Genomic DNA, 21854 nt, shown 5'->3' on the forward strand with positions numbered 1-21854 from the left:
CGCCGACCGGCGCGGGGGACCCCCTTCTCTTCTTCCGTACTACGGCGCTCAGCCCCGGGCGCCGGACCGGCGACGGCGGACCACCAGGAACGCACCGGCCGCGATCAGCGCCGCCGCCATCGTGGCGAGCAGCCCGACCGGAGCGTCCGAACCGGTCTTCGCCAGGTCACCACCGGTCGTACCGCCGGAGGCCGACGCCGACGCGGACGGAGCGGGTGAGGACACGGACGAGGAAGGCGACGTGCTCGTCGAGGACGACGGGCCCGTGCTCGTGCTCGCCGAGGTCGACGGCGAGGCCGACGTGCTGGAACTCGGCGACGTCGAGGCCGAGGTCGAGGTCGACGGCGCCGGCTCGGTGGAGGACTGCGACGGCGTCGGCTCGCTCGTCGCCGTCGAGGGGCAGGTGTGCGAGAGGTTGAACCACTCCAGCTTCTTGCCGCCGCCCGTGGTGCCCTCGACCAGGGCGACCGCCGAGACCAGCTTCGCACCGGGCTCCGAAGCCGCGTACGCGTGGTTCTCGTTCGGCGGACCGAAGGTGGTGATCACCTGCTCGCCGCCCGGCTCGAACTTCACCGTCAGCTTCACGAAGGAGACCTCGTTGGGGCTGCCCGGCGCGATGAAGTGCCAGCCGTCCTTCGTGGCAGGGATGGACGCGCAGGTCTCGCCGGGCTTGCCCTTGTACTGGACCGCGTAGATCGGCAGGTCCTTCGCCTGGTGCAGCGGCACCTCGTAGGAGTCGGCGGCGAACGCCGGTCCGGCGGACGCGGAGAGTAGCAGCGCAGTGGCAACGGCCGCCCAGCGCTTACGGGAACGGAGCATCAAGGCACCTCTGGGGAGAGCGGGAAACATGGGGCCATGGGGGGCGGCGGCGCCAGCATGCTGACGCGACACCGCCCCGGTCAAGAGCCAGGCGTCCATATTTGCTATGAACTGACCTGCTCCGGGCCACTTGTCCCTTGTGAAGATGCCTGGTGCGCTACCCGTTGTACGCCGACTGCGCGCGCTCCAGACCCTCCGAGACCAGGCACTCCACCGAATCCGCCGCCCGGTCCACGAACCAGTCCAGCTCCTTGCGCTCCGTGGAGGAGAAGTCCTTCAGCACGAAGTCCGCGACCTGCATCCGGCCCGGAGGCCGCCCGATGCCACACCGCACCCGGTGGTAGTCCGCACCCATCGACTTCGTCATCGACTTCAGGCCGTTGTGCCCGTTGTCCCCGCCGCCCAGCTTCAGACGCAGCGTCGGATAGTCGATGTCCAGCTCGTCGTGGACCGCCACGATCCGTTCCAGCGGCACCTTGTAGAAGTCCCGCAGAGCCGTCACCGGCCCACCCGACAGGTTCATGAACGACATCGGCTTGGCCAGCACCACCCGGCGGTTCGCCGGCCCCGGCGGACCCATCCGGCCCTCGACCACCTGAGCCCGCGCCTTGTGCGCCTTGAACTTCCCGCCGATCCGCTCCGCCAGCAGATCGACCACCATGAACCCGATGTTGTGGCGGTTCCCGGCGTACTCCGAACCCGGATTGCCCAGGCCCACGATCAGCCAGGGCGCCGCGTCGTCCGACATCAAAAGCTCCTTACCGCCTAGAACGAAGACGACCGCCGTCCCGCTCCAGTGGAGCCGGACGGCGGTCGGTCAGCAACTGCTGAGGGGAAGGGGCGAGGCTCAGGCCTCGGCGCCCTCGGTCTCACCCTCGGCCTCGGCGGCCGGCTCCTCGGCCTGCGGGGCGACGACCTGCAGGACGGCGGTCTCACCGTCGACGGCCAGGGTGGTGCCCGCCGGCAGCTTCAGGTCGGAGGCGTGCACGGCCGCACCGGCCTCCAGGCCCTCGATCGAGACGGTGATCTCGGTCGGGATGTGGGTGGCCTCGGTCTCGACGGAGATCGTGGTCAGCAGGGTCTCCAGCAGGTTGCCGCCGGCGGCCAGCTCGCCCTCGGTCACGACCGGAACCTCGACGGTGACCTTCTCGCCCTTCTTGACGATCAGGAAGTCGACGTGCGAGATGGTGCGCTTCAGCGGGTGACGCTGCACGGCCTTCGGGATGACCAGCTCGGTGCCGCCGCCCGCGATGTCCAGGGACAGCAGGACGTTCGGGGTCTTCAGCGCCATCATCAGGCCGTGGGCCTCGACGTTGACGTGCTTCGGGTCGGTGCCGTGGCCGTAGATGACACCGGGGGTCAGGGCGTCACGACGGGCCTGGCGGGCAGAGCCCTTGCCGAAGGTGTCGCGCAGGGCGGCGGAAAGCTTGACCTCGGACATGCTCACTCCTCGTGGGGTGATGGAAATGGACACAGTCACCCGGCCTGAACGGCCTGCTACGAAGAGCGCGTCGATAACGGAGTGCCCGCACACGAAAGTGCGGCCTCCCTCGCCGAGCAACTTCATGAGTCTACCCGGCGGGAAGGCCGCACTTCAAAAGGATCTACGCGGAGGCTACTGCTGCTCCTCGAACAGGCTCGTCACCGAACCGTCCTCGAAGACCTCGCGCACCGCACGCGCGATCATCGGGGCGATCGACAGCACCGTGATCTTGTCCAGCTCCAGGTCCGACGGGTCCGGCAGCGTGTTCGTGAAGACGAACTCGCTCACCTTCGAGTTCTTCAGACGGTCGGCCGCGGGTCCCGACAGGATGCCGTGCGTCGCCGTCACGATCACGTCCTCCGCACCGTGCGCGAAGAGCGCCTCGGCCGCGGCGCAGATCGTGCCACCCGTGTCGATCATGTCGTCGACCAGGACGCAGACGCGGCCCTTGACCTCACCGACGACCTCGTGGACGGTCACCTGGTTGGCGACGTCCTTGTCGCGGCGCTTGTGCACGATCGCCAGCGGCGCGTCCAGCCGGTCGCACCAGCGGTCCGCCACGCGCACGCGGCCGGCGTCCGGGGACACGATCGTCAGCTTCGTTCGGTCCACCTTCGCGCCCACGTAGTCCGCGAGGACGTTCAGCGCCGAAAGGTGGTCCACCGGGCCGTCGAAGAAGCCCTGGATCTGGTCGGTGTGCAGGTCGACCGTCAGGATGCGGTCCGCACCCGAGGTCTTCAGCAGGTCCGCCACCAGACGCGCCGAGATCGGCTCGCGGCCCTTGTGCTTCTTGTCCTGGCGGGCGTACCCGTAGGACGGGATGATCACGGTGATGGAACGCGCCGACGCGCGCTTCAGCGCGTCGATCATGATCAGCTGCTCCATGATCCACTTGTTGATCGGAGCCGTGTGGCTCTGGATCAGGAAGCAGTCCGCGCCCCGCGCCGACTCCTGGAAGCGGACGTAGATCTCACCGTTCGCGAAGTCGAAGGCCTTGGTCGGCACGAGGCCGACTCCCAGCTGGTGCGCGACCTCCTCGGCCAGCTCGGGGTGGGCGCGGCCGGAGAAGAGCATCAGCTTCTTCTCGCCGGTCGTCTTGATCCCGGTCACAGCACTGTCTCCTCAGACGTGTTGAAGCTGCTCGCCCCCATGTGCGTCCGTCCCGCACACGGTGAGCCAGCCGAATTGCGTGCACCTATCACGGTACGCCGTTCGAGACGTACCTGTTTCCGGTCAGTTCACCTCAGGGGCGCTCGGAGTCCTCCGAGGCCGCCGACTGCGCCGCCGTGGCAGCGGCGCTTCCCGGACGCTTGCGAGCCACCCAGCCCTCGATATTCCGCTGCTGGCCACGGGCCACGGCCAGCGCACCGGGCGGCACATCCTTCGTGATCACGGACCCGGCGGCCGTGTAGGCCCCGTCCCCGATCGTGACGGGTGCCACAAACATGTTGTCCGACCCCGTCTTGCAATGCGAGCCGACGGTGGTGTGGTGCTTGTGCTCACCGTCGTAGTTCACGAAGACGCTCGCCGCGCCGATGTTCGTGTACTCGCCGATCGTCGCGTCGCCCACGTACGACAGGTGCGGCACCTTGGTGCCCTCGCCGATCGTCGCGTTCTTCATCTCGACGTAGGTGCCGGCCTTGGCCTTCGCCCCGAGGTTCGTGCCCGGACGCAGGTACGCGAACGGACCCACGCTCGCCTGCGGGCCCACGACCGCGCTCTCGGCCACCGTGTTGTCCACGCGCGCGCCCGCGCCCACCCGGGTGTCCCGCAGCCGGGTGTTGGGGCCCACCTCGGCGCCCTCGGCGATGTGCGTGGCGCCCAGGAGCTGGGTGCCGTGGTGCACGATCGCGTCCTGCCCGAAGGTCACGGTCACGTCCACGAACGTGCTGGCCGGGTCGACGACCGTCACGCCCGCGAGCATGGCCTGCTCCAGCAGGCGCGCGTTCAGCAGGGCGCGGGCCTCGGCGAGCTGCACGCGGTTGTTGATCCCCAGGATCTGGCGGTGGTCGCTGCCCACGGCCGCGCCGACGCGGTGGCCCGCCTCGCGCAGGATGCCGAGGACGTCGGTGAGGTACTCCTCGCCCTGGCTGTTGTCGGTGCGGACCTTGCCGAGCGCGTCGGAGAGCAGGGCGCCGTCGAAGGCGAAGACGCCCGAGTTGATCTCGCGGATCGCCCGCTGGGAGTCGGTGGCGTCCTTGTGCTCGACGATCGCGGTCACGGCGCCGCCGGCGTCGCGCACGATGCGGCCGTAGCCGGTGGAGTCCGGCACCTCGGCGGTGAGCACGGTGACGGCGTTGCCGTCGGCGGCGTGCGTCTGCGCGAGCCGGCCCAGGGTCTCCCCGGTCAGCAGCGGGGTGTCGCCGCAGACGACGATCACGGTGCCGTCGACGGGCCCGCCGAGCTCTTCGAGGGCCATGCGGACGGCGTGGCCGGTGCCGTTCTGCTCGTACTGGACGGCGGTGCGGACGTCGGCGTCGATGCCGGCGAGGTGCGCGGTGACCTGCTCCCGGGCGTGTCCGACGACCACGACGAGGTGCTCGGGGTCCAGCTCGCGGGAGGCGGCGACGACGTGACCGACGAGCGAGCGCCCGCAGATCTCGTGCAGAACCTTGGGTGTGGCCGACTTCATGCGGGTGCCTTCACCCGCTGCGAGTACGACGACGGCTGCCGGGCGGTTGGCGCTCACGGGTGTGCCCTTCGGCTTCGGGGGTGGACCCGTGAAGGATACCGGGGCGTTAACGCCGTGAAACGAGGCCGGGTCCCGACCTCTGCGGTCAGGACCCGAATGTGCGCAAGCTCCCCCGCCAGGACTCGAACCCGGACATAAGGCACCAAAAGCCTCAGTGCTGCCAATTACACCACAGGGGACTATGTGCGACTGAACCGGACATTGTGCGCCGGGTCGAGTCGACGGCACCTACTATGCCGCACCATCGCCCTTGGACGCGACGGTAAAGATCGCGCCTTGCGGGCGTGTGCCGCGGCGTGGTCCTGAGTAGGGGAGTCAGGTCTCGGCATTCGGCCGGTTCGGCCGGGTGCACGAGTGTCGGTGCGCGGAGGAATTTCTGTCGGTGGTCTGTCGGGACGCCTGCGTACGCTGGACGGCATGACCAGTACGGGGGAAGTGGAAGGCCGCGCTGGGCCGCCTTTGTGGTGGGCGCGGCGGCGGGATGCCGTGGTGGACGCGGCGCTGGCCGCGGTGTCCGCGGCGGAGTGCGCGTGGGAGGGGATCCGCTTCGCGCACGAGGCGGGGATTCCCGTGGCCGCCGGGGTGCTGTTCGGTGCCGCGGTGGGGGCCACGCTGGTGCTGCGGCGCCGCTGGCCGATCGCCGTGGTGCTCGTGGGGATCGCCGTGGCGCCGGCCGAGATGGGGTTCCTGCTGTCGGTGGCGGGGATGTACTCGCTCGCCTCGTCCGAGGTGCCCCGGCGGATCATCGCCGCGCTGGCCTCGATGTCGCTGGTCGCCACCTTCGTCGTGATGTACCTGAAGACCCGCGGGGACGTGGAGGCCGATCCGGCGCTCGTGGTCGCGCTGTCCGGGTTCGTGGCGGTGGCGCTGACCGTGCCGCCCATGCTGCTCGGGCTCTACATCGGCGCCCGGCGCCGGTTGATGGAGAGCCTGCAGGAACGGGCCGACTCACTGGAGCGGGAGCTGTCGCTGCTGGCGGACCGGGCGGAGGAGCGGGCCGAGTGGGCCCGTACCGAGGAGCGGACGCGGATCGCGCGCGAGATGCACGACGTGGTCGCGCACCGGGTGTCGCTGATGGTCGTCCACGCGGCCGCGCTGGAGGCGGTGGCGGTCAAGGACCCGTCGCGGGCGGCGAAGAACGCCGCGCTGGTGGGGGACATGGGACGCCAGGCGCTGACGGAGTTGCGGCAGATGCTCGGCGTGCTGCGGGCGGCGCCGCCGAAGGTGGCCGTGGCTGCGGCCGCCGCGACGGCGGTGCCGGTGGGTCCGGTCGCGCTCGTGGGCGGCGCGGACGAGGGGCCGTCGCTGGAGGAGCTGGAGGCGCTGGTCGGCCAGTCGAGGGCGGCCGGGATGGCCGTCGAGATGGTCGTGCAGGGCGAGGGGGCGGCGTACGCGGCGGAGTTGGAGCAGACGGCGTACCGGGTGGTGCAGGAGGCGCTCACCAACTGCCACAAGCACGCTCCGGGGGCGCGGGTCGTCGTACGGCTGGCGCACCGGGAGGGCGAGGTGGCGATGCAGGTGGAGAACGGGCCGTGCGAGGGGCAGGCCGACGGGGTCGGCCTGCCGAGCGGTGGGAACGGGCTGGTCGGCATGCGGGAGCGGGTGCTCGGCCTGGGCGGGGTCTTCGTGTCCGGTCCGACGGACGCGGGGGGCTTCAGGGTCTCGGCGGTGCTCCCGGTCCACTAGCCCTTCGGCTCCCGCCGGGGTTGCGGGTTGTCGCGGGGCGGCTTTGGTCCTTCGGCGGCTCGGCTCCCGCTGGGGTTGCGGGTTGTCGCGGGGCGGGATGGATGGGGTGGGGCGGTGCCCCGCCGGAGTGTCTCCTCGGCTCGGCGCGTGCGGGTGTGTCGCGGCGAGGCGGCCGGGGTTGCGCGCTCGTCCTGCGGGGACACTCCGCCGTGTCCCCACCCCACGCCGGCGCTCCGGTGCTTTCGGAACCGGGCTCGTACTGCTGGAGCGGGGACGGGGAGGGGTGTCCCCGCAGGACGAGCGCGCAACCACCCCGCACAACCGAGAAGTGCCCGCCTGGCGCGAGCCGAGGAGACACCCCTCCGCGGCACCGCGACCCGCCCGCACCGCGCCCGAATCCCGCCGGCACTGCGATGCCACGGCCCGGCCCGGATCCGCCCCCCGGGAGGGGAACGGCACCGCGCCCGGATTCCGCCGGCACTGCGATGCCACGGCCCGGCCCGGATCCGCCCCCCCGGGAGGGGAACGGCACCGCGCCCGGATCCCGCCGGCACTGCGATGCCACGGCCCGGCCCGGATCCGCCCGCCCGCCCGGGAGGGGAACGGCACCGCGCCCGGATTCCGCCGGCACTGCGATGCCACGGCCCGGCCCGGATCCGCCCGCCCGCCCGGGAGGGGAACGGCACCGCGCCCGGATCCCGCCGGCACTGCGATGCCACGGCCCGGCCCGGATCCGCCCGCCCGCCCGGGAGGGGAACGGCACCGCGCCCGAATCCCGCCGGCACTGCGATGCCACGGCCCGGCCCGGATCCGCCCGCCCCCCCCGGGAGGGGAACGGCACGGGGAATGGATTCCGCCCCGCCCCGTGCGAGCGGGAAGGCGGGGGGCCGGGGCCGGGCCGGGATGCTGCCCCGGCGGGAGCGGAAGGGTTACGGCGCCGTCGTGAGACGCGTCGGCTGGAGGCCCGTCAGGAGGAGGGTGAGGGCTTCGTCGACCGTGGAGCCGAGGTACCAGTCGCCGGTGTGGTCGATGCCGTAGACGCGGCCTTCGCGGTCGAGGGCGAGGTGGGAGTCTCCGTCGGCCTCGACCCCGAGGGGGCAGAGCTGCGTGGACAGGGCCCGCCCCAGGTCGGCGAAGGTGCGCGCCAGGTGGAGTCCGGTGAGGGGGTCGATCCGTAGCGGGGTAGGGGCGATCTGGCGGCCGGGTCCGGGCGCGGTGACGGTGAGGCCGCCGAACTCCGCCCAGGCCTCGACGGCGGCGGGGAAGACCGTGTGCCGGTGGCCGGCGGGGGTGGTGTGGTCCCGGAGGGCGTCGGCCCAGTACTCGGCCTGTTTGGCGTCCCAGCGGCCGGGTTCCCAGCCGGCGGTCCGCAGCGCGGAGTCCACCGCGACCGGGAAGCGGGTGGTCGAGGAGCGGTCGTAGGAGGCTGAGGTGGTCGTCATGGCTACTCGGCTGGGGTGAGGTCGACGGGGCGTACGCCGAAGTGGGCGAGGAGGGCGTCGCAGGAGCGGCAGGGGGGCGCGTAGCTGCCGTGGAGGGGGTCGCCGTCCTCGCGGATGCGCCGGGCGGTGATCTTCGCGTGCTTGAGGGAGCGGCGGGCCTCGCTGGGCGAGAGGGGCTTGCGGGAGGCGCGTCGGGAGCGGGCGGCCTCGACGGAGGCCAGGTGGCGGGAGAGCAGTATCGCTTCCGGACATCGCCCGGTGAAACGTTCGCGCTGGCCGCTGGTGAGGGTGTCCAGGAAGTCCTGGACGAGGGGGTGGAGGGCGGGCGGCTGGTCGGCCTTGCCGGCGGTGCCGGTGAGGGTCTCGCCGCGTACGGACAGCGCGGCGGCGACGGTGGGCAGGATGCCGTCCCGGCGGAAGCGCAGGACGGGTGGGGTGGGCCGGCCGTCGCTGCTGCTCCAGCGCAGGCGGGGGTCGCCGGTGGCGCCGCCTGCTTCGGCGGGTGTGCCTGCCGCGTCGGCGGTGCCGTCGCCCGGTTCCGTACGTGTTGCCGTGTTCTGCATGGTCGCGCTTTCCCTCCCGTGGCGGCGGTGGTGACCGCTGTCGCGCACGCCCCCGTGCTGCGGGGACAGCCTGCCAAATGTCATCTGTCATACGGAAGCGGGGTCGAATTTTCGTATCAATTCGGATGTTCCTGGCCGTCGGGCTGGTGTGCGGGTCGCGGGCGGGGGAGCCTCTTGCCCCAGCGCATAGGCTGTGGTGAACCAGCCAGATCCAGCAGGGGGCTACCGCCATGACGACAGGTCGGCTCGGGCAGCAGGCCGCGCCACCCAACGCCGCTTACTCGGGGCAGGTCGTGCATTTCCCGGACCCGGTCCGGGCCGCTCGGCATCCCCACGGAGTGCGGATGGACGGCGACGGGTATCCGGACTTCTCCGCCTACGCGCGTGCGGCGGTGGAGATCGCCGAGCCGCCCGAGGGCTTCGGCGTGGACGAGTTGCGGCTGACGGACTACGTGTCCGCGAACGCGGCGATGAAGGCCGCGGGGCACGAGCTGTGGGACACGGTCGGGCCGGTCGGCACCCCGCACGGCTGGACCTGGCACCACGTGGCGGGTTCGCGGCGCATGGAGCTGGTCCCGGTCGAGGTGAAGGCGCTGCTGCGGCATCACGCGGGTCTGGCGACGGCTCCGGTGGACCACGAGAAGCGCGGGACGCGGCCGTTGCAGGAGGTGCGTCCGGTGCACATCGGGCTGCCGAAGTCCGTGGTGTCGGTTTCCGAGAGCCAGGTGCAGGGTGTCGAGGAGGACCTCGGCTACCGGCTGCCGGAGGCGTACCGCTCGTTCCTGAAGGCGGCGGGCGGCTGTGCGCCGGTGGGTGCCGGCCTGGACGTGGAGCTCGGTCTGCTGGTGGACCAGCCGTTCTTCACGGTGCGTGAGGAGGCGGCGGTCAACGACCTCGTCTACGTCAACAAGTGCCTGCGCGACCACCTGACGAAGGACTACCTGTGCGTGGCCTTCGCGCAGGGCGGGCTGCTCGCGCTGAAGGTGAAGGGCGAGGGCATCGGATCGGTGTGGTTCTCCCCGTACGACGACGCACGCGACCAGGACGGATGGTCGGTGCAGGAGCGCGTGGAGCGGCTTTTGCTGCCGTGCGGCGGTGATTTCGACTCCTTCCTGGAGCGGTTGGCGGGTAACCCGCCGGAACTGGAGACGGTGGCCGGTCTGATGGTGGACGGCGGATTCGCACGTTCGGTTCCGGTGGCGCGTGCCGGTTCGGATGAGGGGTGACGGCGCGGTGGTGACGTTTGCGCAGGCGCAGGAGCGCGCCGAGGAGTGGATCAACGGGGACGTGCCCGCGTACCAGCACCGGGAGGTGCGGGTACGGGAGTTCGGGCTCGGGTTCGTGGTGTGGGCGGAGGACCGTGCGGCGGGTCCGGTGTCGGGGGGCGGCCGGCAGCGGCTGGTCATCGCCCGGGACAGCGGCGAGGTGACGTTGTGGCCGGGGCTGCCGGTGGGTGAGGTGATTCGCCGGTACGAGGAGGAGTACGGGGCCGTGGCTGCGAACGCGGCTTCTGAGGCTTCGGTTCCGCCGCCGCGGATCGACTCGGAGCAGACCTCGTTCATGCTGAGTCCTCCGGAGTGGCTGCAGGAGGCGGCGGACCGGGCGGGGATTGCGCCGCGGTCGGCTGCGGCTTCTGCCCCGGCGTCCCCGGCGTCTGTGGCGTCGGACGCGGTGTCCGATTCCGCGTCTGCGTCTGCGTCTGCGTCGGCTTCGGGTTCGGGTTCGGCTTCGGCGGAGTCCGGGCCGGCTGCGGTTCCGGGTGCCGCGGACGCGGTGCCGTTGCGGCGCGGGGGCGAGATCCCGTACGAGCCGACCGCCAACGACGGGGTTCCGGCGACGCCCGCTGCCGCGGTGCCGATCGGGGCCACGCCGTGGGCGGGTACCGATGTGAACTCCGGCTCGGACGACGCGTCCGTGCCGCTGCCGGCGACCGTGTTCGCGCCGCCGCTGTCCGGGTCCGACCTGGAGGACGCGCCGTCGTCCGGGGTGGCTTCCGAGGCGAAGACGACGCTGATGCCGGGCGGCAGCCAGCTGCCGAGGACCGCCGTGGTGCCCGCGCTGGGGTCTTCGCCGCAGGACATCGCGGACGCGCCGACGAGCAGGGCCCGGGTCTCGCGGCCGGGCGCCGACGCGTCCTCGGGTGCGGGGCAGCCGTCTACGCCGCCAGCTCCTCCCGGTGCGCCGGGTGCCCCGGGTGCGCCCGGTGGCGGGCTCGACCATGCCGCGACGATGCTGGCCGGTCCGGCCGTGACGGGTCAGCCGCCGGCGCCTCCGGGTCCGCCCGGTGCGCCCGGTGCTCCGGGTCAGCCGCCCGCGCCTCCCGGCCCGCCCGGAACTCCCGGATCGCTGGGCCGTGGGCTCGACCATGCCGCGACGATGCTGGCCGGTCCGGCCGTGACGGGTCAGCCGCCGGCGCCTCCCGGCCCGCCCGGTGCTCCGGGTGCCGGTGCGCCCCAGCCTCCCGGCCCGCCCGGTCCTCCCGGTGCCCCGGGTGCGCCCGGTGGCGGGCTCGACCATGCCGCGACGATGCTGGCCGGTCCGGCCGTGACGGGTCAGCCGCCGACGCCTCCGGGTCCGCCCGGTGCGCCCCAGCCTCCCGGTCCTCCCGGTGCGCCCGGTGGCGGGGCCCATCACGCCGCGACGATGCTCGCGGGCCCCGGCGTACCGCAGCCTCCCGGTCCGCCGGGTGCTCCCGGTGCTCCCGGCGCGCCCGGGGGTGGGCTCGACCATGCCGCGACGATGCTCGCGGGTCCCGGCGTACCGCAGCCTCCCGGTCCTCCCGGCCCGCCGCCGGGCGGGCCCGCGGCGCAGCCGCAGGCCACCCCGACGGGTGCGCCCACGGTCGGCCCCGGCTACCAGGCCGTGCTGCGCTACCGCGCTCCCGACGGCTCCGAGCAGCAGCTCATCCGCCGCTCGGCGCCCGGTACCCCGCACCCGGAGTGGCAGATCCTCTACGAGCTGCGCGCGATGAACGTGCCGCCGCAGCAGGTGCTGGAGCTGCACACCGAGCTGGAGTCCTGTGAGCTGCCCGGCGGTTACTGCGCCCGGATGATCCGGGAGACGTGGCCGCAGGTGCGGATCACCAGCGTGGCTCCGTACGGGAAGGACCACGCGGGCCGCCGGCAGGGCATGCGGCACCTGCTCACCCACCAGGGAGAGCTGCACCAGGTCGCGGACGGTCCGGCGCGGCCGGCGCCGGTGCGTGCGCCGCTGCCGCAGGTTCCGCTGCAGCCGGCGATCCCGCTGGATGCGATCGGGCAGGAGCTGGCGGCTGCGTTCGGGCCGCAGGGCGTGTTCCGCTTCGACCAGCGGGCGGTGTCCCGTCAGGGTGTGCCGGAGATCGTGGCGCAGACGCTGATGTGGGCGGGCCTGCCCGTCGATTTCGGGCCGTTCTTCTGGGCGCAGGCGGTGCCGGGGCAGCCGGTGCCGACGCTGGCCGAGCTGGCGGCGCAGCGGCAGGTCCAGCCGGCGTCGGACGCGGGCTCGTACCTCGTGATCGGCAGTGACTTCGGCAAGGCGCTGTGCGTGCAGTACGGGACCGCGCACATCGTGGCGGTGCCGGTGGAGGGCGGTCCGGGCGGTGCTCCGGTGCCGCCGCAGTTCGTGAATTCGAGCCTGCCGCAGTTCGCGCGCTCGATGGCGATGCTGGGTCACATGTGGCGGCTGCGGCAGCATCTGACGCCGGAGCAGGCGGGCCGCTGGACCGTCGACTTCCAGGCGAATCTGGCGGGGCTCGACAGTGCGGCGCTGTCGTCGCCGGAGAGCTGGTGGTCGGTCCTGCTGGAGCAGATGTGGGACGGGCTGTTGTGATGTCCGTCTGATTGCGGCATTGCGCCATCGCGTGATCGGTTGAATGGCCGGGTCGGGACCCTCCGAGGGGGTCTCGGCCCGGCCATTCGGGCTTCAGGGATCAAATGGCGCATCCTTGACGGGAATCCCCGCGAGAGAGGCGCATCCAGGATGAGTGCACCCATTGCGACCGTGCGCGGTCGCGGCTACCGCATGGAAGAGGTCGACCGGTATCTCGCCCGGCTCTCCGGGAGCCGTGACGAGGCCTGGGAGCGGGTGGCGCGGCTGACGGTCCTGGCCAAGCAGATGGAGGCGGAGGCGGCACGGCTGCGCGAGGTCGTGGCCGGACTCGCCCCGCAGACGTACGACGAGCTGGGCGAGCGTGCCCGGCGGATCCTGCTGCTGGCGGAGGAGGAGGCCGAGGCCGTACGGACGGAGGCGCGGGCGGACGTGTCCGCGACGCTGGACGCGGCCGGGGTGCGTGCCGAGCGGGTGGCGGAGCTGGCGCGCGGCGACGCGGAGGCGGTGCGCGAGCAGACCGAGGTCCGGGCGCGGCAGGGGTTGTTGCGGGCGGAGCGGGAGGCGGACGACCTGCGGGCGGGAGCGCGCCAGGACGCTGCAACGTGGCGGGCGGACGCGGCGGCGGTGCTGGCGAAGGTGCGGCGGCGGGCGGAAGCGGCGCGGGTGGAGCGGGAGCGGGAGCAGGGGGAACGCTGGGAGGCGGCGGGGCGGGAGCTGGCGGCGCGGGAGGCGGAGCTGGACGCGCGCCTCGCGGAGTCGGAGCGGTACGCGGAGTCCGGGCTGGCGGAGGCGCGGCGGGGGTTCGCGGAGGCGGAGGAGGCGGCGCGGCACGGCCAGGAGGACGCGGAGGCGCGGGCCGCGGAGCTGGTCGCGCAGGCGAGGGTGGCGCAGGAGCGGATCTCGCGGGAGACGGAGCGGGTGCTGCGCGAGCATGTGGAGGCACAGGAGGAGATGCGGGCTCACATGGCGCATGTCAGGGCCAGTTTGTCGGCGCTGACGGGGAGGGCTCCGGCGGAGGGCTGAGGCCGTTGCCGTTGCCCTGGCCCGTGCCGCTGCCCTGCCCTGGCCGTTGCCCGGGGCAGGGGTGGGTCCCGGTACGTGTCTCCCGCCGCTGCCTACGGAAGGCGTCCTGAGGAAGTGTTCGATCAGCGGCGCGATCTGGGGGAGGTGGGTCTCCAGGGCGAAGTGGCCCGCGCCCTCGAAGACGTGGACGTCGGCGTCGGGGGCGTCGCGGAGGTAGGCCTTCGCGCCCGCCGGGGTGAAGAAGGGGTCGCCGGCTCCCCAGACGACCAGTACGGGTACGCGGGAGCTGCGCAGCCAGGCCTGCCAGGCCGGGTAGTGGGCGAAGTCGGAGGCGTAGTCGAAGGCCAGGTCGGCCTGGGCGTCGGTGCGGCCGGGCCGGCCGAGGCGGTGGCGGAGCTGCTGACCGACCCGAGGGCCGGGCAGGTGCGGGAGTGCGAGGCACCTGACTGCGTGCTGCTGTTCCTGCCCGCGCACCCGCGCCGCCGCTGGTGCGTGGCCGGTGTCTGCGGCAACGGGCCCGGGTGGCCCGCTACTACGCCCGTTACAAGGACGTCTGACGTCCGTGCCGGGTGACGGCCTGGGTGGGTTGTGCCGGGACGGTGGGGCCCTCGTAGCAGTACGGGTCGCTGCGCAGGCCCCGGGACGTGACCACCACCGTCAGGGGCGGCGTCGCCGTCGGCGGCAGGGTGGCCGTCAGGGCGCCGGTCAGCGGGTCGGGCCGTGCCTCCAGCGGGGTGTCGTCGACGGTGACGAGGGGCGGGCGGCCCGCCGGGTCGGGGGTGAAGCCGCCGCCCTCGACGGTGAGGCGGTCGCCGGAGAGCGAGGCCCCGGTGATCACCGGGTTGGCGCGGGTGGCCATCTTGTTGACGAGGTAGGCGCCGGCCGGGGCGCCCGTGAGGGCCCAGATCCCCTCGGGGAGGCGGGGGAGGCCCGCGCCCACGTCGGCGAGGAAGAAGAGGACGACGTAGAGCATCGTGACCGCGCTGAGGGTGACGTACTGGAGGTCGACGAGGTCGGTGCGGCCGCTGTCGTTCGCGATGAGCTCCCGCAGCGGGCGCCGGCCCGACGCGGTGGGCGGTGCGGCCGGTTTGGCGAGGCTGCCGCGTTCCACGCGCAGGCCGACGACCGTCTTGGCCGCGATCAGCGCCACGTACGGGCCGCCGAGCAGTGGCAGGTACACCGTCGTCAGGGTGGACAGCGGGCCGTCGGAGCCGCTGAAGTACTGCACGCCGCCGCCCGCGGTGAGGCCGTAGCCCAGGATGGCGAGCAGGAGCCAGACCAGGATCACGGTCCAGGCCAGGGCGAGCGCGATCGAGGTGGAGAGCCGGCCGTCGCGGCCGGTGATGAAGGCCGGGCTGGTGCGCAGCCGCAGGCAGATCGGGCCGGCCAGCGCGGCCAGTAAGAGCAGTGCGCACAGTGTGGATGCCATGGTGTCCCCCCGGATGACGGTGCTGCGTACGAGGGTCGCCGACTGCCCTGGTCATGACAAGGCGGCTCTCCGGCTACTCGTCGCGCAGTTCGGGGAGGACCGGGAACCTGCGGGGTGCCACCAGGAGCAGGACGAGGAGCGCGGCCACGGCGGCCGCCGTCGCGCCGAGGAAGATGTGCTCGACGGCGGCGGCCACTGCTTCGCGCAGGTGGTCGGCGGCGGCCCGGGGGAGCAGGCCCGGGTGTTCCAGGGCCTTGGCCACGTCGTCGAGGTGGCCCGGGACCCCCGGTGCGGGGGCGTCGGCCAGGCGGGCGGCGATGGTGGCGTTGGCGACGGCGGCGAGCAGGGCGGCGCCCACGCTCTGGCCGACCTGGCGGCAGAAGAGCACCGAGGCGGTGGTGGTGCCGCGCTCGGCCCAGCCGACGGTGGACTGGACGCCGACGATCAGCGGGAGCTGGAAGAGGCCGAGGGAGGCGCCGAGCAGCAGCATGACCAGTGCCGGCTGCCACGGCCGGGCGGGGTACGGGAGCAGGGTGAAGGAGTAGAGGATGACCGCGGCCAGGGCGATGCCGACGGCCGCGGTGTTGCGGAAGCCGATGCGCCGGTAGACGTGCTGGCTGAGGGCGGCGGTGACGGGCCAGCTGAGGGTCATCACGGACATGACGAGTCCGGCGCCGACGGGTCCGAGGCCGAGTACGGACTGGGCGTACGTCGGCATGAAGACCATCGGGGCGACCATCAGCAGGCCGAGGGCGCCCATGGCCAGGTTGACGGCGGCGATGGTGCGCCGGCGCCACACCCAGCCGGGCAGGATCGGTTCCTCCGCCCGCCGTTCCACCCGGACGACCACCGCGGCCAGTACGGCGCTCGCGCCCAGCAGGCCCAGGGAGGGGGCGGACAGCCAGGGCCAGGCGACGCCGCCCTGGACGAGGGCGAAGAGGAGGAGTCCGCCGCAGCAGAAGACGCCGAGGGCGCCCGCCCAGTCGACGCGGCCGCGGCGGCCGGGTGAGCGGACGGGCTCGGTCAGGTGGCGGGTGATCATCCACAGGGCGAGGGCGGCCAGTGGCAGGTTGATCAGGAAGATCCACCGCCAGTGGGCGTAGGAGGCGAGCAGTCCGCCGAGGGCGGGGCCGGCCACGGCCGAGGTGGCCCAGACGCTGGACATGCGGGCCTGGATCCTCGGGCGTTCCTTGAGCGGGTACAGGTCGGCGGCCAGGGTCTGGACGGTGCCCTGGAGGGCGCCGCCGCCGAGGCCCTGGACGATGCGGAAGGCGATGAGGGCGGCCATGTTCCAGGCGGACGCGCACAGCAGCGAGCCGAGGAGGAAGAGGGCGATGCCGAAGAGCAGGACGGGCTTGCGGCCGAAGGTGTCGGACAGCTTTCCGTAGACCGGCAGGGTGACGGTGACGGCGAGCAGGTAGCCGGAGAAGAGCCAGGAGAAGACGGAGAAGCCGCCGAGGTCGCCGACGATCTGGGGGACGGCGGTGGCGACGATGGTGCTGTCGAGGGCGACGAGGGCCATGCCGAGCATCAGCGAGACGACGACGGGGGTCGGGGGGCGTCCGTCCGGCGTGCCGGCTCCGACGCCGGTCGCGCCTTTGGCCGAAACGGCCGCACCGGGGGCGCCGCCCGCGCGCCCGGCGGGTATGCCGTCCGGACCTCCGTCCGTGCTGTCCGCTGCGGGCACCGAGATCCCTTCCCCTTGCACGTACTTGCGGGGGACACCATCTCACCGCCGCCCTGCGGGCGGTATCCCTCAGGCCGCGTAGTCCGAAGGGCGGACAACCCCTAGGGGTCCCTCCGCACTACGGGCCAGGGGTCTTTCCTCCCGGCGGAGGAGGTGGAGGCGTCGGGCGTCTCCTTAACTGGAGCATACGAACCGGGGGTGCGGGTGGGGATAACCCCCGGGCGGATACGGCTACGGGCACCAGCGCGCCGTAGGCCGGGGCGCCGCAGACTTCATCACGGCGACGCACGCACGCAGACGCACGCATTCGAAGAAGGAGACAGACCGTGACAACGGCAATGACCGAAACCAGGCACGGGGGTACTGGAGGGCATGCTGCCGTCGCGGCCCGGGCGCGGAAGGTCGTCAAGGCCTACGGCTCCGGGGAGACGCGTGTCGTCGCCCTCGACGAGGTGGACGTGGACATCATGCGCGGCCAGTTCACCGCGATCATGGGTCCGTCGGGTTCCGGCAAGTCCACGCTGATGCACTGCCTCGCCGGCCTCGACACGGTGACCAGCGGGCAGATCCACCTGGACGACACCGAGATCACCGGGCTGAAGGACAAGAAGCTCACGAGGCTGCGCCGCGACCGGATCGGCTTCATCTTCCAGGCCTTCAACCTGCTGCCCACGCTCAACGCCCTGGAGAACATCACGCTCCCCATGGACATCGCGGGCCGCAAGCCCGAGGCGGAGTGGCTGAACCGGGTGGTGGAGACCGTGGGCCTGGCCGGCCGACTCAAGCACCGTCCGACCGAGCTCTCCGGCGGCCAGCAGCAGCGCGTCGCCGTGGCCCGCGCCCTCGCCGCCCGCCCCGAGATCATCTTCGGTGACGAGCCGACCGGAAACCTGGACTCCCGTGCGGGCGCCGAGGTCCTCGGCTTCCTGCGCCGTTCGGTGGACGAGCTCGGCCAGACCATCGTCATGGTCACCCACGATCCCGTGGCAGCCTCCTACGCCGACCGCGTCATCTTCCTGGCCGACGGCCGGATCGTCGACGAGATGCACGCGCCCACCGCCGACCAGGTCCTGGACCGGATGAAGGACTTCGACGCGCGCGGGCGGACCTCATGAGCAACACGGTCCTGAAGACCTCGCGGCGCAACTTCGTCGCGCACAAGGGACGGATGGCGCTCTCGGCCGTCGCTGTCCTGCTCTCCGTCGCCTTCGTCTGCGGCACGCTGGTGTTCACCGACACGATGAACACCACCTTCGACAAGCTGTTCGCCGTCACCAACTCCGACGTGACGGTCAGCCCCAAGACCGCCGAGAGCGGGGAGGAGACCCCCGACCGGGGCAAGCCCGAGATGCTGGCGGGCTCGGTCGTCGAGCAGGTCAAAAAGGCCGAGGGTGTCAAGGGCGCCGAGGGCGGCGTCGTCTCGATGGCCGTCACGGTGGTCAACTCCAAGAACGAGAACATGGGCTCGACCACCGGCGCCCCGACCATCGCGGGCAACTGGAGCGACAACGAGCTCAAGTCCATGAAGATCACCTCGGGTCAGGCGCCGCGCGGCCCCACCGAGGTGATGGTCGACGCCGACACCGCGAAGAAGCACGGCCTGGGGCTCGGTGACGAGCTGCGCACCATCGCCATCACCGGCGACATCCGCGCGAAGATCACCGGTATCGCCACCTTCACCGTGACCAACCCGGGCGCGGCCGTCGTCTACTTCGACACGGCCACCGCGCAGCAGGCGCTGCTCGGCTCGCCCGACTCCTTCACGCACGTCAACGTCACCGCCGTGGACGGCGTGAGCGACGAGCAGCTCAAGGCGAACATCGCGAGCGCCCTCGGCGCGGACGCCTACAAGCTGCAGACCGCCAAGGAGGCCGCGGACGCCAACCGCAAGGACGTCGGCGCCTTCCTCGACGTCATGAAGTACGTGATGCTCGGCTTCGCCGGCATCGCCTTCCTCGTCGGCATCTTCCTGATCTTCAACACCTTCTCCATGCTGGTCGCCCAGCGCACCCGTGAGATCGGCCTGATGCGCGCCATCGGTGCCGACAGCGGGCAGGTCCTCAAGTCCGTGGTCCTCGAGGCCTTCCTGCTCGGCGTGGTCGGCTCGGTCCTCGGCGTGGCAGCGGGCGTGGGCCTGGCCGTCGGCCTCATGGCACTCATGGGCCAGATGGGCATGCACCTGTCCACCGACGACCTGACCGTCGCCTGGACCACCCCCGTCGTGGGCATCGTCCTCGGCGTCGTCGTGACCGTCGTCTCCGCCTTCGTCCCCGCCCGCCGCGCCGGCAAGGTCTCCCCGATGGCCGCACTGCGCGAGTCCGGCACACCGGGCGACAAGAAGGCCGGCCGTGTCCGGGCCGCCCTCGGTCTGGTCCTCACCGCCGTCGGCGGCGGCTCCCTCTACCTCGCCGGGGCCGCCGAGAAGGCCGCGGCCGGATCCCTCTGGCTGGGCCTGGGCGTCGTCCTCACCCTCGTCGGCTTCATCGTGATCGGCCCGCTGCTCGCGGCGGGCGTGGTGCGGGTGCTTTCCGGTGTGGTCCTGCGGCCCTTCGGGTCCGTGGGCCGCCTCGCCGAGCGCAACGCGCTGCGCAACCCGCGCCGCACCGGCGCCACCGCCGCCGCGCTGATGATCGGCCTCGCGCTGGTCGCCTGCCTGTCGGTCGTCGGGTCCTCGATGGTGGCTTCGGCGACCGAGGAGCTCGACAAGTCGGTCGGCGCGGACTACATCGTCGCCTCCGAGTCCGGCCAGCCCGTCCTGCCGCAGGCCGAGCAGGCCCTGCGCGCCACCACCGGCCTCGACCACGTCACGGCCTACCGCCAGCTCGAGGTCAAGCTGACCGCGCCCGACGGCACCACCGAGGAGACCGACCTCGGCGCGACCGACCCGACGTACGCCAAGGACATCCGGCGCAAGATGACGGCCGGCGAGCACGCGGCGGCCTACGGCGCGGGCTCCATGTCGGTCGGCTCCCTGTACGCCACCGCGCACGGCATCAAGCTCGGCGACGAGATGACGGTCGCGTTCACCGGTGGCAACACGGTCAAGCTGAAGGTCGCGGCGATCACCAGCGACGAGGGCAACCTCGACAAGGGCATGAAGTACATCAGCACCGAGACCGCCCGGGCGAACGTGCCGGCGGACCGGATGCCGCTGCCCTTCATGATGCTGGCCACCGCGAAGGACGGGCAGTCCGACGCCGCCGCGTACAAGTCGGTCAAGGCGGCCATGGGCGAGTACCCGCAGTACGCGGTGCGCAACCAGGCCGACTACAAGCAGGCTTTGAAGGACCAGGTCGGCCAGCTGCTGAACATGGTCTACGGGCTCCTCGGCCTCGCCATCATCGTCGCGGTCCTGGGCGTCGTGAACACCCTGGCCCTGTCGGTGGTCGAGCGGACCCGTGAGATCGGCCTGATGCGCGCCATCGGCCTCTCCCGCCGCCAGCTGCGCCGCATGATCCGCCTGGAGTCGGTGGTCATCGCCCTCTTCGGCGCCCTGCTCGGGCTCGGGCTGGGCATGGGCTGGGGGGCCACCGCGCAGCAGCTGCTGGCGCTGGAGGGCCTGAAGGTCCTGGAGATCCCGTGGCCGACGATCATCGGGGTGTTCGCGGCATCGGCCTTCGTGGGCCTGTTCGCCGCACTGGTCCCGGCCTTCCGGGCGGGACGGATGAACGTCCTGAACGCGATCGCGAGCGAGTAGCCGGCGCCGCGTTCGTACGGGGGTAGGCGCAGGCCCGGGACTGGACCGTCCCGGGTCTGCGCCTTCTCCGTATCCGGTACGGGCCGGTGCCGGGTCAGCCGGTGGTGTCCCGCTGCATCAGGACGATCCCGCCGGCCTCGCCCACGAGGGTGTACCGCTCGCCGGGGTGGAGCTGGGAGGCGTAGTGGGTCGGGTCCTCCCCGGCCCACTTGTTCCCGTTGTCGATGGTGATCCAGTCGGGGACGACGCCCTTGCTGCCGCCGATCCACAGGACGCGGCAGCGGGAGGTCAGCCGGGTCAGCGGGGTGGTGTCCGCCTCCACGGTGGCCCCGTCGGGGATCCGGTCGAGGAGCCGTTCGATCGCGACGACGCGGTCGGGCTTCTCGTACGTGGACGCCTCCGTGAGCTTGGCCGTCGGCATGCTGGTCAGGGCCAGCGCGAGGGAGGCGGCGAGCACCGCCGTGGGCAGCTGGAGGGCGTAGGAGCGCAGCCAGGGCCGCTCGCCGCGCCGGACGGTGTCGATGGCGTCGACCAGGGCGAGGGCGACGACGGGCATGAGCACGGCGCTGTAGTGCCAGTCGGTGGACCAGTAGTGGTCGTCCCCGGACAGGAACCGCCAGCCGAGGGTGGGGGCGGCGACCAGCAGCAGCGGCGAGCGCAGGGCGAGCAGCCCGGAGGTGGGGATCAGCACCCATCCCAGCGTGGCCAGCTTCGTACCGGTGCCGGCGAAGGGCCCCGCCCCGTCGATCTTGTGCCAGTAGCCGTAGCCGTCGGTCGCGAAGGCCGGTATGAACACGGTGAACACCAGTACGGCGAAGACGCAGGCCGCGGCGGCGATGCCGAGCGCGGTCACGGCGGTGCGCCGGTCGGCGGTGCGGCTGCGCCAGGCCACCACGACGGCCAGGGCGGCCAGCGTGAAGCCGAGGTCCTCCTTGACGAGGAGCAGCGGCAGCCCCCACAGCAGGGCGGCCCGCCAGCGCCGGGCCAGGACCGCCTCCAGGGCGAAGGCCAGCAGCGGCACGGCGAAGGCGATCTCGTGGAAGTCGAACTCCACCGCCCGCTGGATGCCCCAGGACAGGCCGTACGCGACGCCGACGGCGATGCCGCGGGGCCGGCCGAGGAGCCGTGCGGCCGCCCGGGTGACGGGGACGGCGGAGAGCGCGAACAGCGCGGCCTGTACGACCAGCAGCGTGACGGGCCCGGGGAAGACCCGGTAGACGGGGGCGACGAGCGCGATGATCGGGCTGAAGTGGTCCCCGAGGATGTTGGCCCCCGGCCCCTTCAGGTCGGCCACGGGCGCCTGGAGGTGGGCGTACGCGCGGATCGCCTGCTCGAAGATCCCCAGGTCCCAGGAGGCCCAGTCCATGCGCCGGAACCGGCCGACGGACAGGACGAGGTAGACGGGGAACAGCCCGGCGGCCACCAGCCAGGGTCCGGCCCATCGGGGCGTGGCCGCCCTCGGAGGGGCCTGGGCCGCCTGTGCCGGGCGGGCTATGGCATCGCTCGTCACGGACTCGTGCTCC

The 21854-nt window shown here is 72.5% G+C and carries 17 protein-coding genes, 1 tRNA gene and 1 pseudogene; 7 read left to right on the forward strand and 12 right to left on the reverse strand.

Annotated elements, in window-relative coordinates; translation table 11 throughout:
* Positions 1–48 precede the first annotated feature (48 nt).
* The 6 genes from OHA91_RS22475 to OHA91_RS22500 all read right to left on the reverse strand — a co-directional run bounded on the left by OHA91_RS22475 (position 49) and on the right by OHA91_RS22500 (position 5173).
* The gene (locus OHA91_RS22475; RefSeq protein WP_328739845.1) at positions 49–819 is read right to left on the reverse strand and encodes an LPXTG cell wall anchor domain-containing protein; all 771 of its coding nucleotides are present in this window, start codon (positions 817–819) and stop codon (positions 49–51) included.
* Positions 820–976: 157 nt separating this feature from the next.
* The gene (gene pth, locus OHA91_RS22480; protein ID WP_031150778.1) at positions 977–1567 is read right to left on the reverse strand and encodes an aminoacyl-tRNA hydrolase; all 591 of its coding nucleotides are present in this window, start codon (positions 1565–1567) and stop codon (positions 977–979) included.
* 99 nt (positions 1568–1666) lie between these two features.
* A complete protein-coding gene (locus OHA91_RS22485; RefSeq protein ID WP_031150780.1) occupies positions 1667–2260 on the reverse strand; it encodes a 50S ribosomal protein L25/general stress protein Ctc in 594 nt (197 codons plus the stop codon).
* A gap of 174 nt (positions 2261–2434) precedes the next feature.
* Positions 2435–3412: a ribose-phosphate diphosphokinase gene (locus OHA91_RS22490; protein WP_030027111.1), complete on the reverse strand. Its 978-nt coding sequence runs from the start codon at positions 3410–3412 to the stop codon at positions 2435–2437.
* Positions 3413–3545: 133 nt separating this feature from the next.
* On the reverse strand, positions 3546–4991 hold the full coding sequence (gene glmU, locus OHA91_RS22495) for a bifunctional UDP-N-acetylglucosamine diphosphorylase/glucosamine-1-phosphate N-acetyltransferase GlmU (protein ID WP_328739846.1): 1446 nt from the start codon (positions 4989–4991) through the stop codon (positions 3546–3548).
* Between the two features lie 110 nt (positions 4992–5101).
* A tRNA-Gln gene (locus OHA91_RS22500) sits at positions 5102–5173 on the reverse strand.
* Between the two features lie 238 nt (positions 5174–5411).
* Between OHA91_RS22500 and OHA91_RS22505 the strand changes: the two genes are divergently transcribed.
* Positions 5412–6680 carry a sensor histidine kinase gene (locus OHA91_RS22505; RefSeq protein WP_328739847.1) on the forward strand — a complete coding sequence of 423 codons (1269 nt, stop codon included), beginning with the start codon at positions 5412–5414 and terminating at the stop codon, positions 6678–6680.
* A gap of 929 nt (positions 6681–7609) precedes the next feature.
* Here the strand turns inward: OHA91_RS22505 and OHA91_RS22510 are convergent.
* Both OHA91_RS22510 and OHA91_RS22515 read right to left on the reverse strand, forming a co-directional pair.
* Positions 7610–8122 (reverse strand): SUKH-3 domain-containing protein, encoded by a 513-nt coding sequence (locus tag OHA91_RS22510; protein WP_031150786.1) that lies wholly within the window; start codon positions 8120–8122, stop codon positions 7610–7612.
* A gap of 2 nt (positions 8123–8124) precedes the next feature.
* On the reverse strand, positions 8125–8685 hold the full coding sequence (locus OHA91_RS22515) for a YwqJ-related putative deaminase (protein ID WP_037632309.1): 561 nt from the start codon (positions 8683–8685) through the stop codon (positions 8125–8127).
* Between the two features lie 230 nt (positions 8686–8915).
* Between OHA91_RS22515 and OHA91_RS22520 the strand changes: the two genes are divergently transcribed.
* From OHA91_RS22520 to OHA91_RS22530, 3 genes are all read left to right on the forward strand, one after another.
* Positions 8916–9911: an SMI1/KNR4 family protein gene (locus OHA91_RS22520; RefSeq protein ID WP_078959279.1), complete on the forward strand. Its 996-nt coding sequence runs from the start codon at positions 8916–8918 to the stop codon at positions 9909–9911.
* Positions 9912–9918: 7 nt separating this feature from the next.
* Positions 9919–12495 (forward strand): SUKH-4 family immunity protein, encoded by a 2577-nt coding sequence (locus OHA91_RS22525; RefSeq protein ID WP_328739848.1) that lies wholly within the window; start codon positions 9919–9921, stop codon positions 12493–12495.
* A 150-nt stretch (positions 12496–12645) separates the two neighbouring features.
* Positions 12646–13518, forward strand: a complete 873-nt coding sequence (locus OHA91_RS22530; RefSeq protein WP_031150794.1) for a coiled-coil domain-containing protein — start codon at positions 12646–12648, stop codon at positions 13516–13518.
* A gap of 204 nt (positions 13519–13722) precedes the next feature.
* Here OHA91_RS22530 and OHA91_RS22535 read toward each other — a convergent pair.
* Positions 13723–13992, reverse strand: a pseudogene (locus OHA91_RS22535) (alpha/beta fold hydrolase); the annotation flags it as partial.
* Between OHA91_RS22535 and OHA91_RS22540 the strand changes: the two are divergent.
* Positions 13969–14091 (forward strand): hypothetical protein, encoded by a 123-nt coding sequence (locus OHA91_RS22540; RefSeq protein ID WP_328741159.1) that lies wholly within the window; start codon positions 13969–13971, stop codon positions 14089–14091. The pseudogene OHA91_RS22535 and the gene OHA91_RS22540 sit on opposite strands and share 24 nt — an antisense overlap.
* Here the strand turns inward: OHA91_RS22540 and OHA91_RS22545 are convergent.
* The gene (locus OHA91_RS22545) at positions 14060–14947 is read right to left on the reverse strand and encodes a hypothetical protein (RefSeq protein WP_328739849.1); all 888 of its coding nucleotides are present in this window, start codon (positions 14945–14947) and stop codon (positions 14060–14062) included. The genes OHA91_RS22540 and OHA91_RS22545 overlap by 32 nt on opposite strands.
* 73 nt (positions 14948–15020) lie before the next feature.
* On the reverse strand, positions 15021–16634 hold the full coding sequence (locus OHA91_RS22550; protein WP_328739850.1) for an MDR family MFS transporter: 1614 nt from the start codon (positions 16632–16634) through the stop codon (positions 15021–15023).
* A gap of 338 nt (positions 16635–16972) precedes the next feature.
* On the opposite strand from OHA91_RS22550, the gene OHA91_RS22555 reads away from it, so the two are divergent.
* Both OHA91_RS22555 and OHA91_RS22560 read left to right on the forward strand, forming a co-directional pair.
* Entirely contained in the window at positions 16973–17749 is a 777-nt protein-coding gene (locus tag OHA91_RS22555; protein ID WP_276566535.1) for an ABC transporter ATP-binding protein, read from the forward strand.
* Positions 17746–20331, forward strand: a complete 2586-nt coding sequence (locus tag OHA91_RS22560) for an ABC transporter permease (protein ID WP_328739851.1) — start codon at positions 17746–17748, stop codon at positions 20329–20331. Before OHA91_RS22555 ends, OHA91_RS22560 begins: the two co-directional genes overlap by 4 nt.
* A 94-nt stretch (positions 20332–20425) precedes the next feature.
* Here the strand turns inward: OHA91_RS22560 and OHA91_RS22565 are convergent, their stop codons facing one another.
* On the reverse strand, positions 20426–21841 hold the full coding sequence (locus OHA91_RS22565) for a DUF2079 domain-containing protein (protein ID WP_408059178.1): 1416 nt from the start codon (positions 21839–21841) through the stop codon (positions 20426–20428).
* Positions 21842–21854 lie beyond the last annotated feature (13 nt).

It is taken from the genome of Streptomyces erythrochromogenes (assembly GCF_036170895.1).
In the GTDB taxonomy this organism is placed as follows: Bacteria; Actinomycetota; Actinomycetes; order Streptomycetales; family Streptomycetaceae; genus Streptomyces; species Streptomyces erythrochromogenes.

What these genes read in the sequence shown, in the direction of transcription:
- OHA91_RS22475 (WP_328739845.1), bottom strand. Translation starts at nt 819, where the DNA reads ATGCTCCGTTCCCGTAAGCGCTGGGCGGCCGTTGCCACTGCGCTGCTA.
- pth (WP_031150778.1), bottom strand. Translation starts at nt 1,567, where the DNA reads ATGTCGGACGACGCGGCGCCCTGGCTGATCGTGGGCCTGGGCAATCCG.
- OHA91_RS22485 (WP_031150780.1), bottom strand. Translation starts at nt 2,260, where the DNA reads ATGTCCGAGGTCAAGCTTTCCGCCGCCCTGCGCGACACCTTCGGCAAG.
- OHA91_RS22505 (WP_328739847.1), top strand. Translation starts at nt 5,412, where the DNA reads ATGACCAGTACGGGGGAAGTGGAAGGCCGCGCTGGGCCGCCTTTGTGG.
- OHA91_RS22510 (WP_031150786.1), bottom strand. Translation starts at nt 8,122, where the DNA reads ATGACGACCACCTCAGCCTCCTACGACCGCTCCTCGACCACCCGCTTC.
- OHA91_RS22515 (WP_037632309.1), bottom strand. Translation starts at nt 8,685, where the DNA reads ATGCAGAACACGGCAACACGTACGGAACCGGGCGACGGCACCGCCGAC.
- OHA91_RS22520 (WP_078959279.1), top strand. Translation starts at nt 8,916, where the DNA reads ATGACGACAGGTCGGCTCGGGCAGCAGGCCGCGCCACCCAACGCCGCT.
- OHA91_RS22530 (WP_031150794.1), top strand. Translation starts at nt 12,646, where the DNA reads ATGAGTGCACCCATTGCGACCGTGCGCGGTCGCGGCTACCGCATGGAA.
- OHA91_RS22545 (WP_328739849.1), bottom strand. Translation starts at nt 14,947, where the DNA reads ATGGCATCCACACTGTGCGCACTGCTCTTACTGGCCGCGCTGGCCGGC.
- OHA91_RS22555 (WP_276566535.1), top strand. Translation starts at nt 16,973, where the DNA reads ATGACCGAAACCAGGCACGGGGGTACTGGAGGGCATGCTGCCGTCGCG.
- OHA91_RS22560 (WP_328739851.1), top strand. Translation starts at nt 17,746, where the DNA reads ATGAGCAACACGGTCCTGAAGACCTCGCGGCGCAACTTCGTCGCGCAC.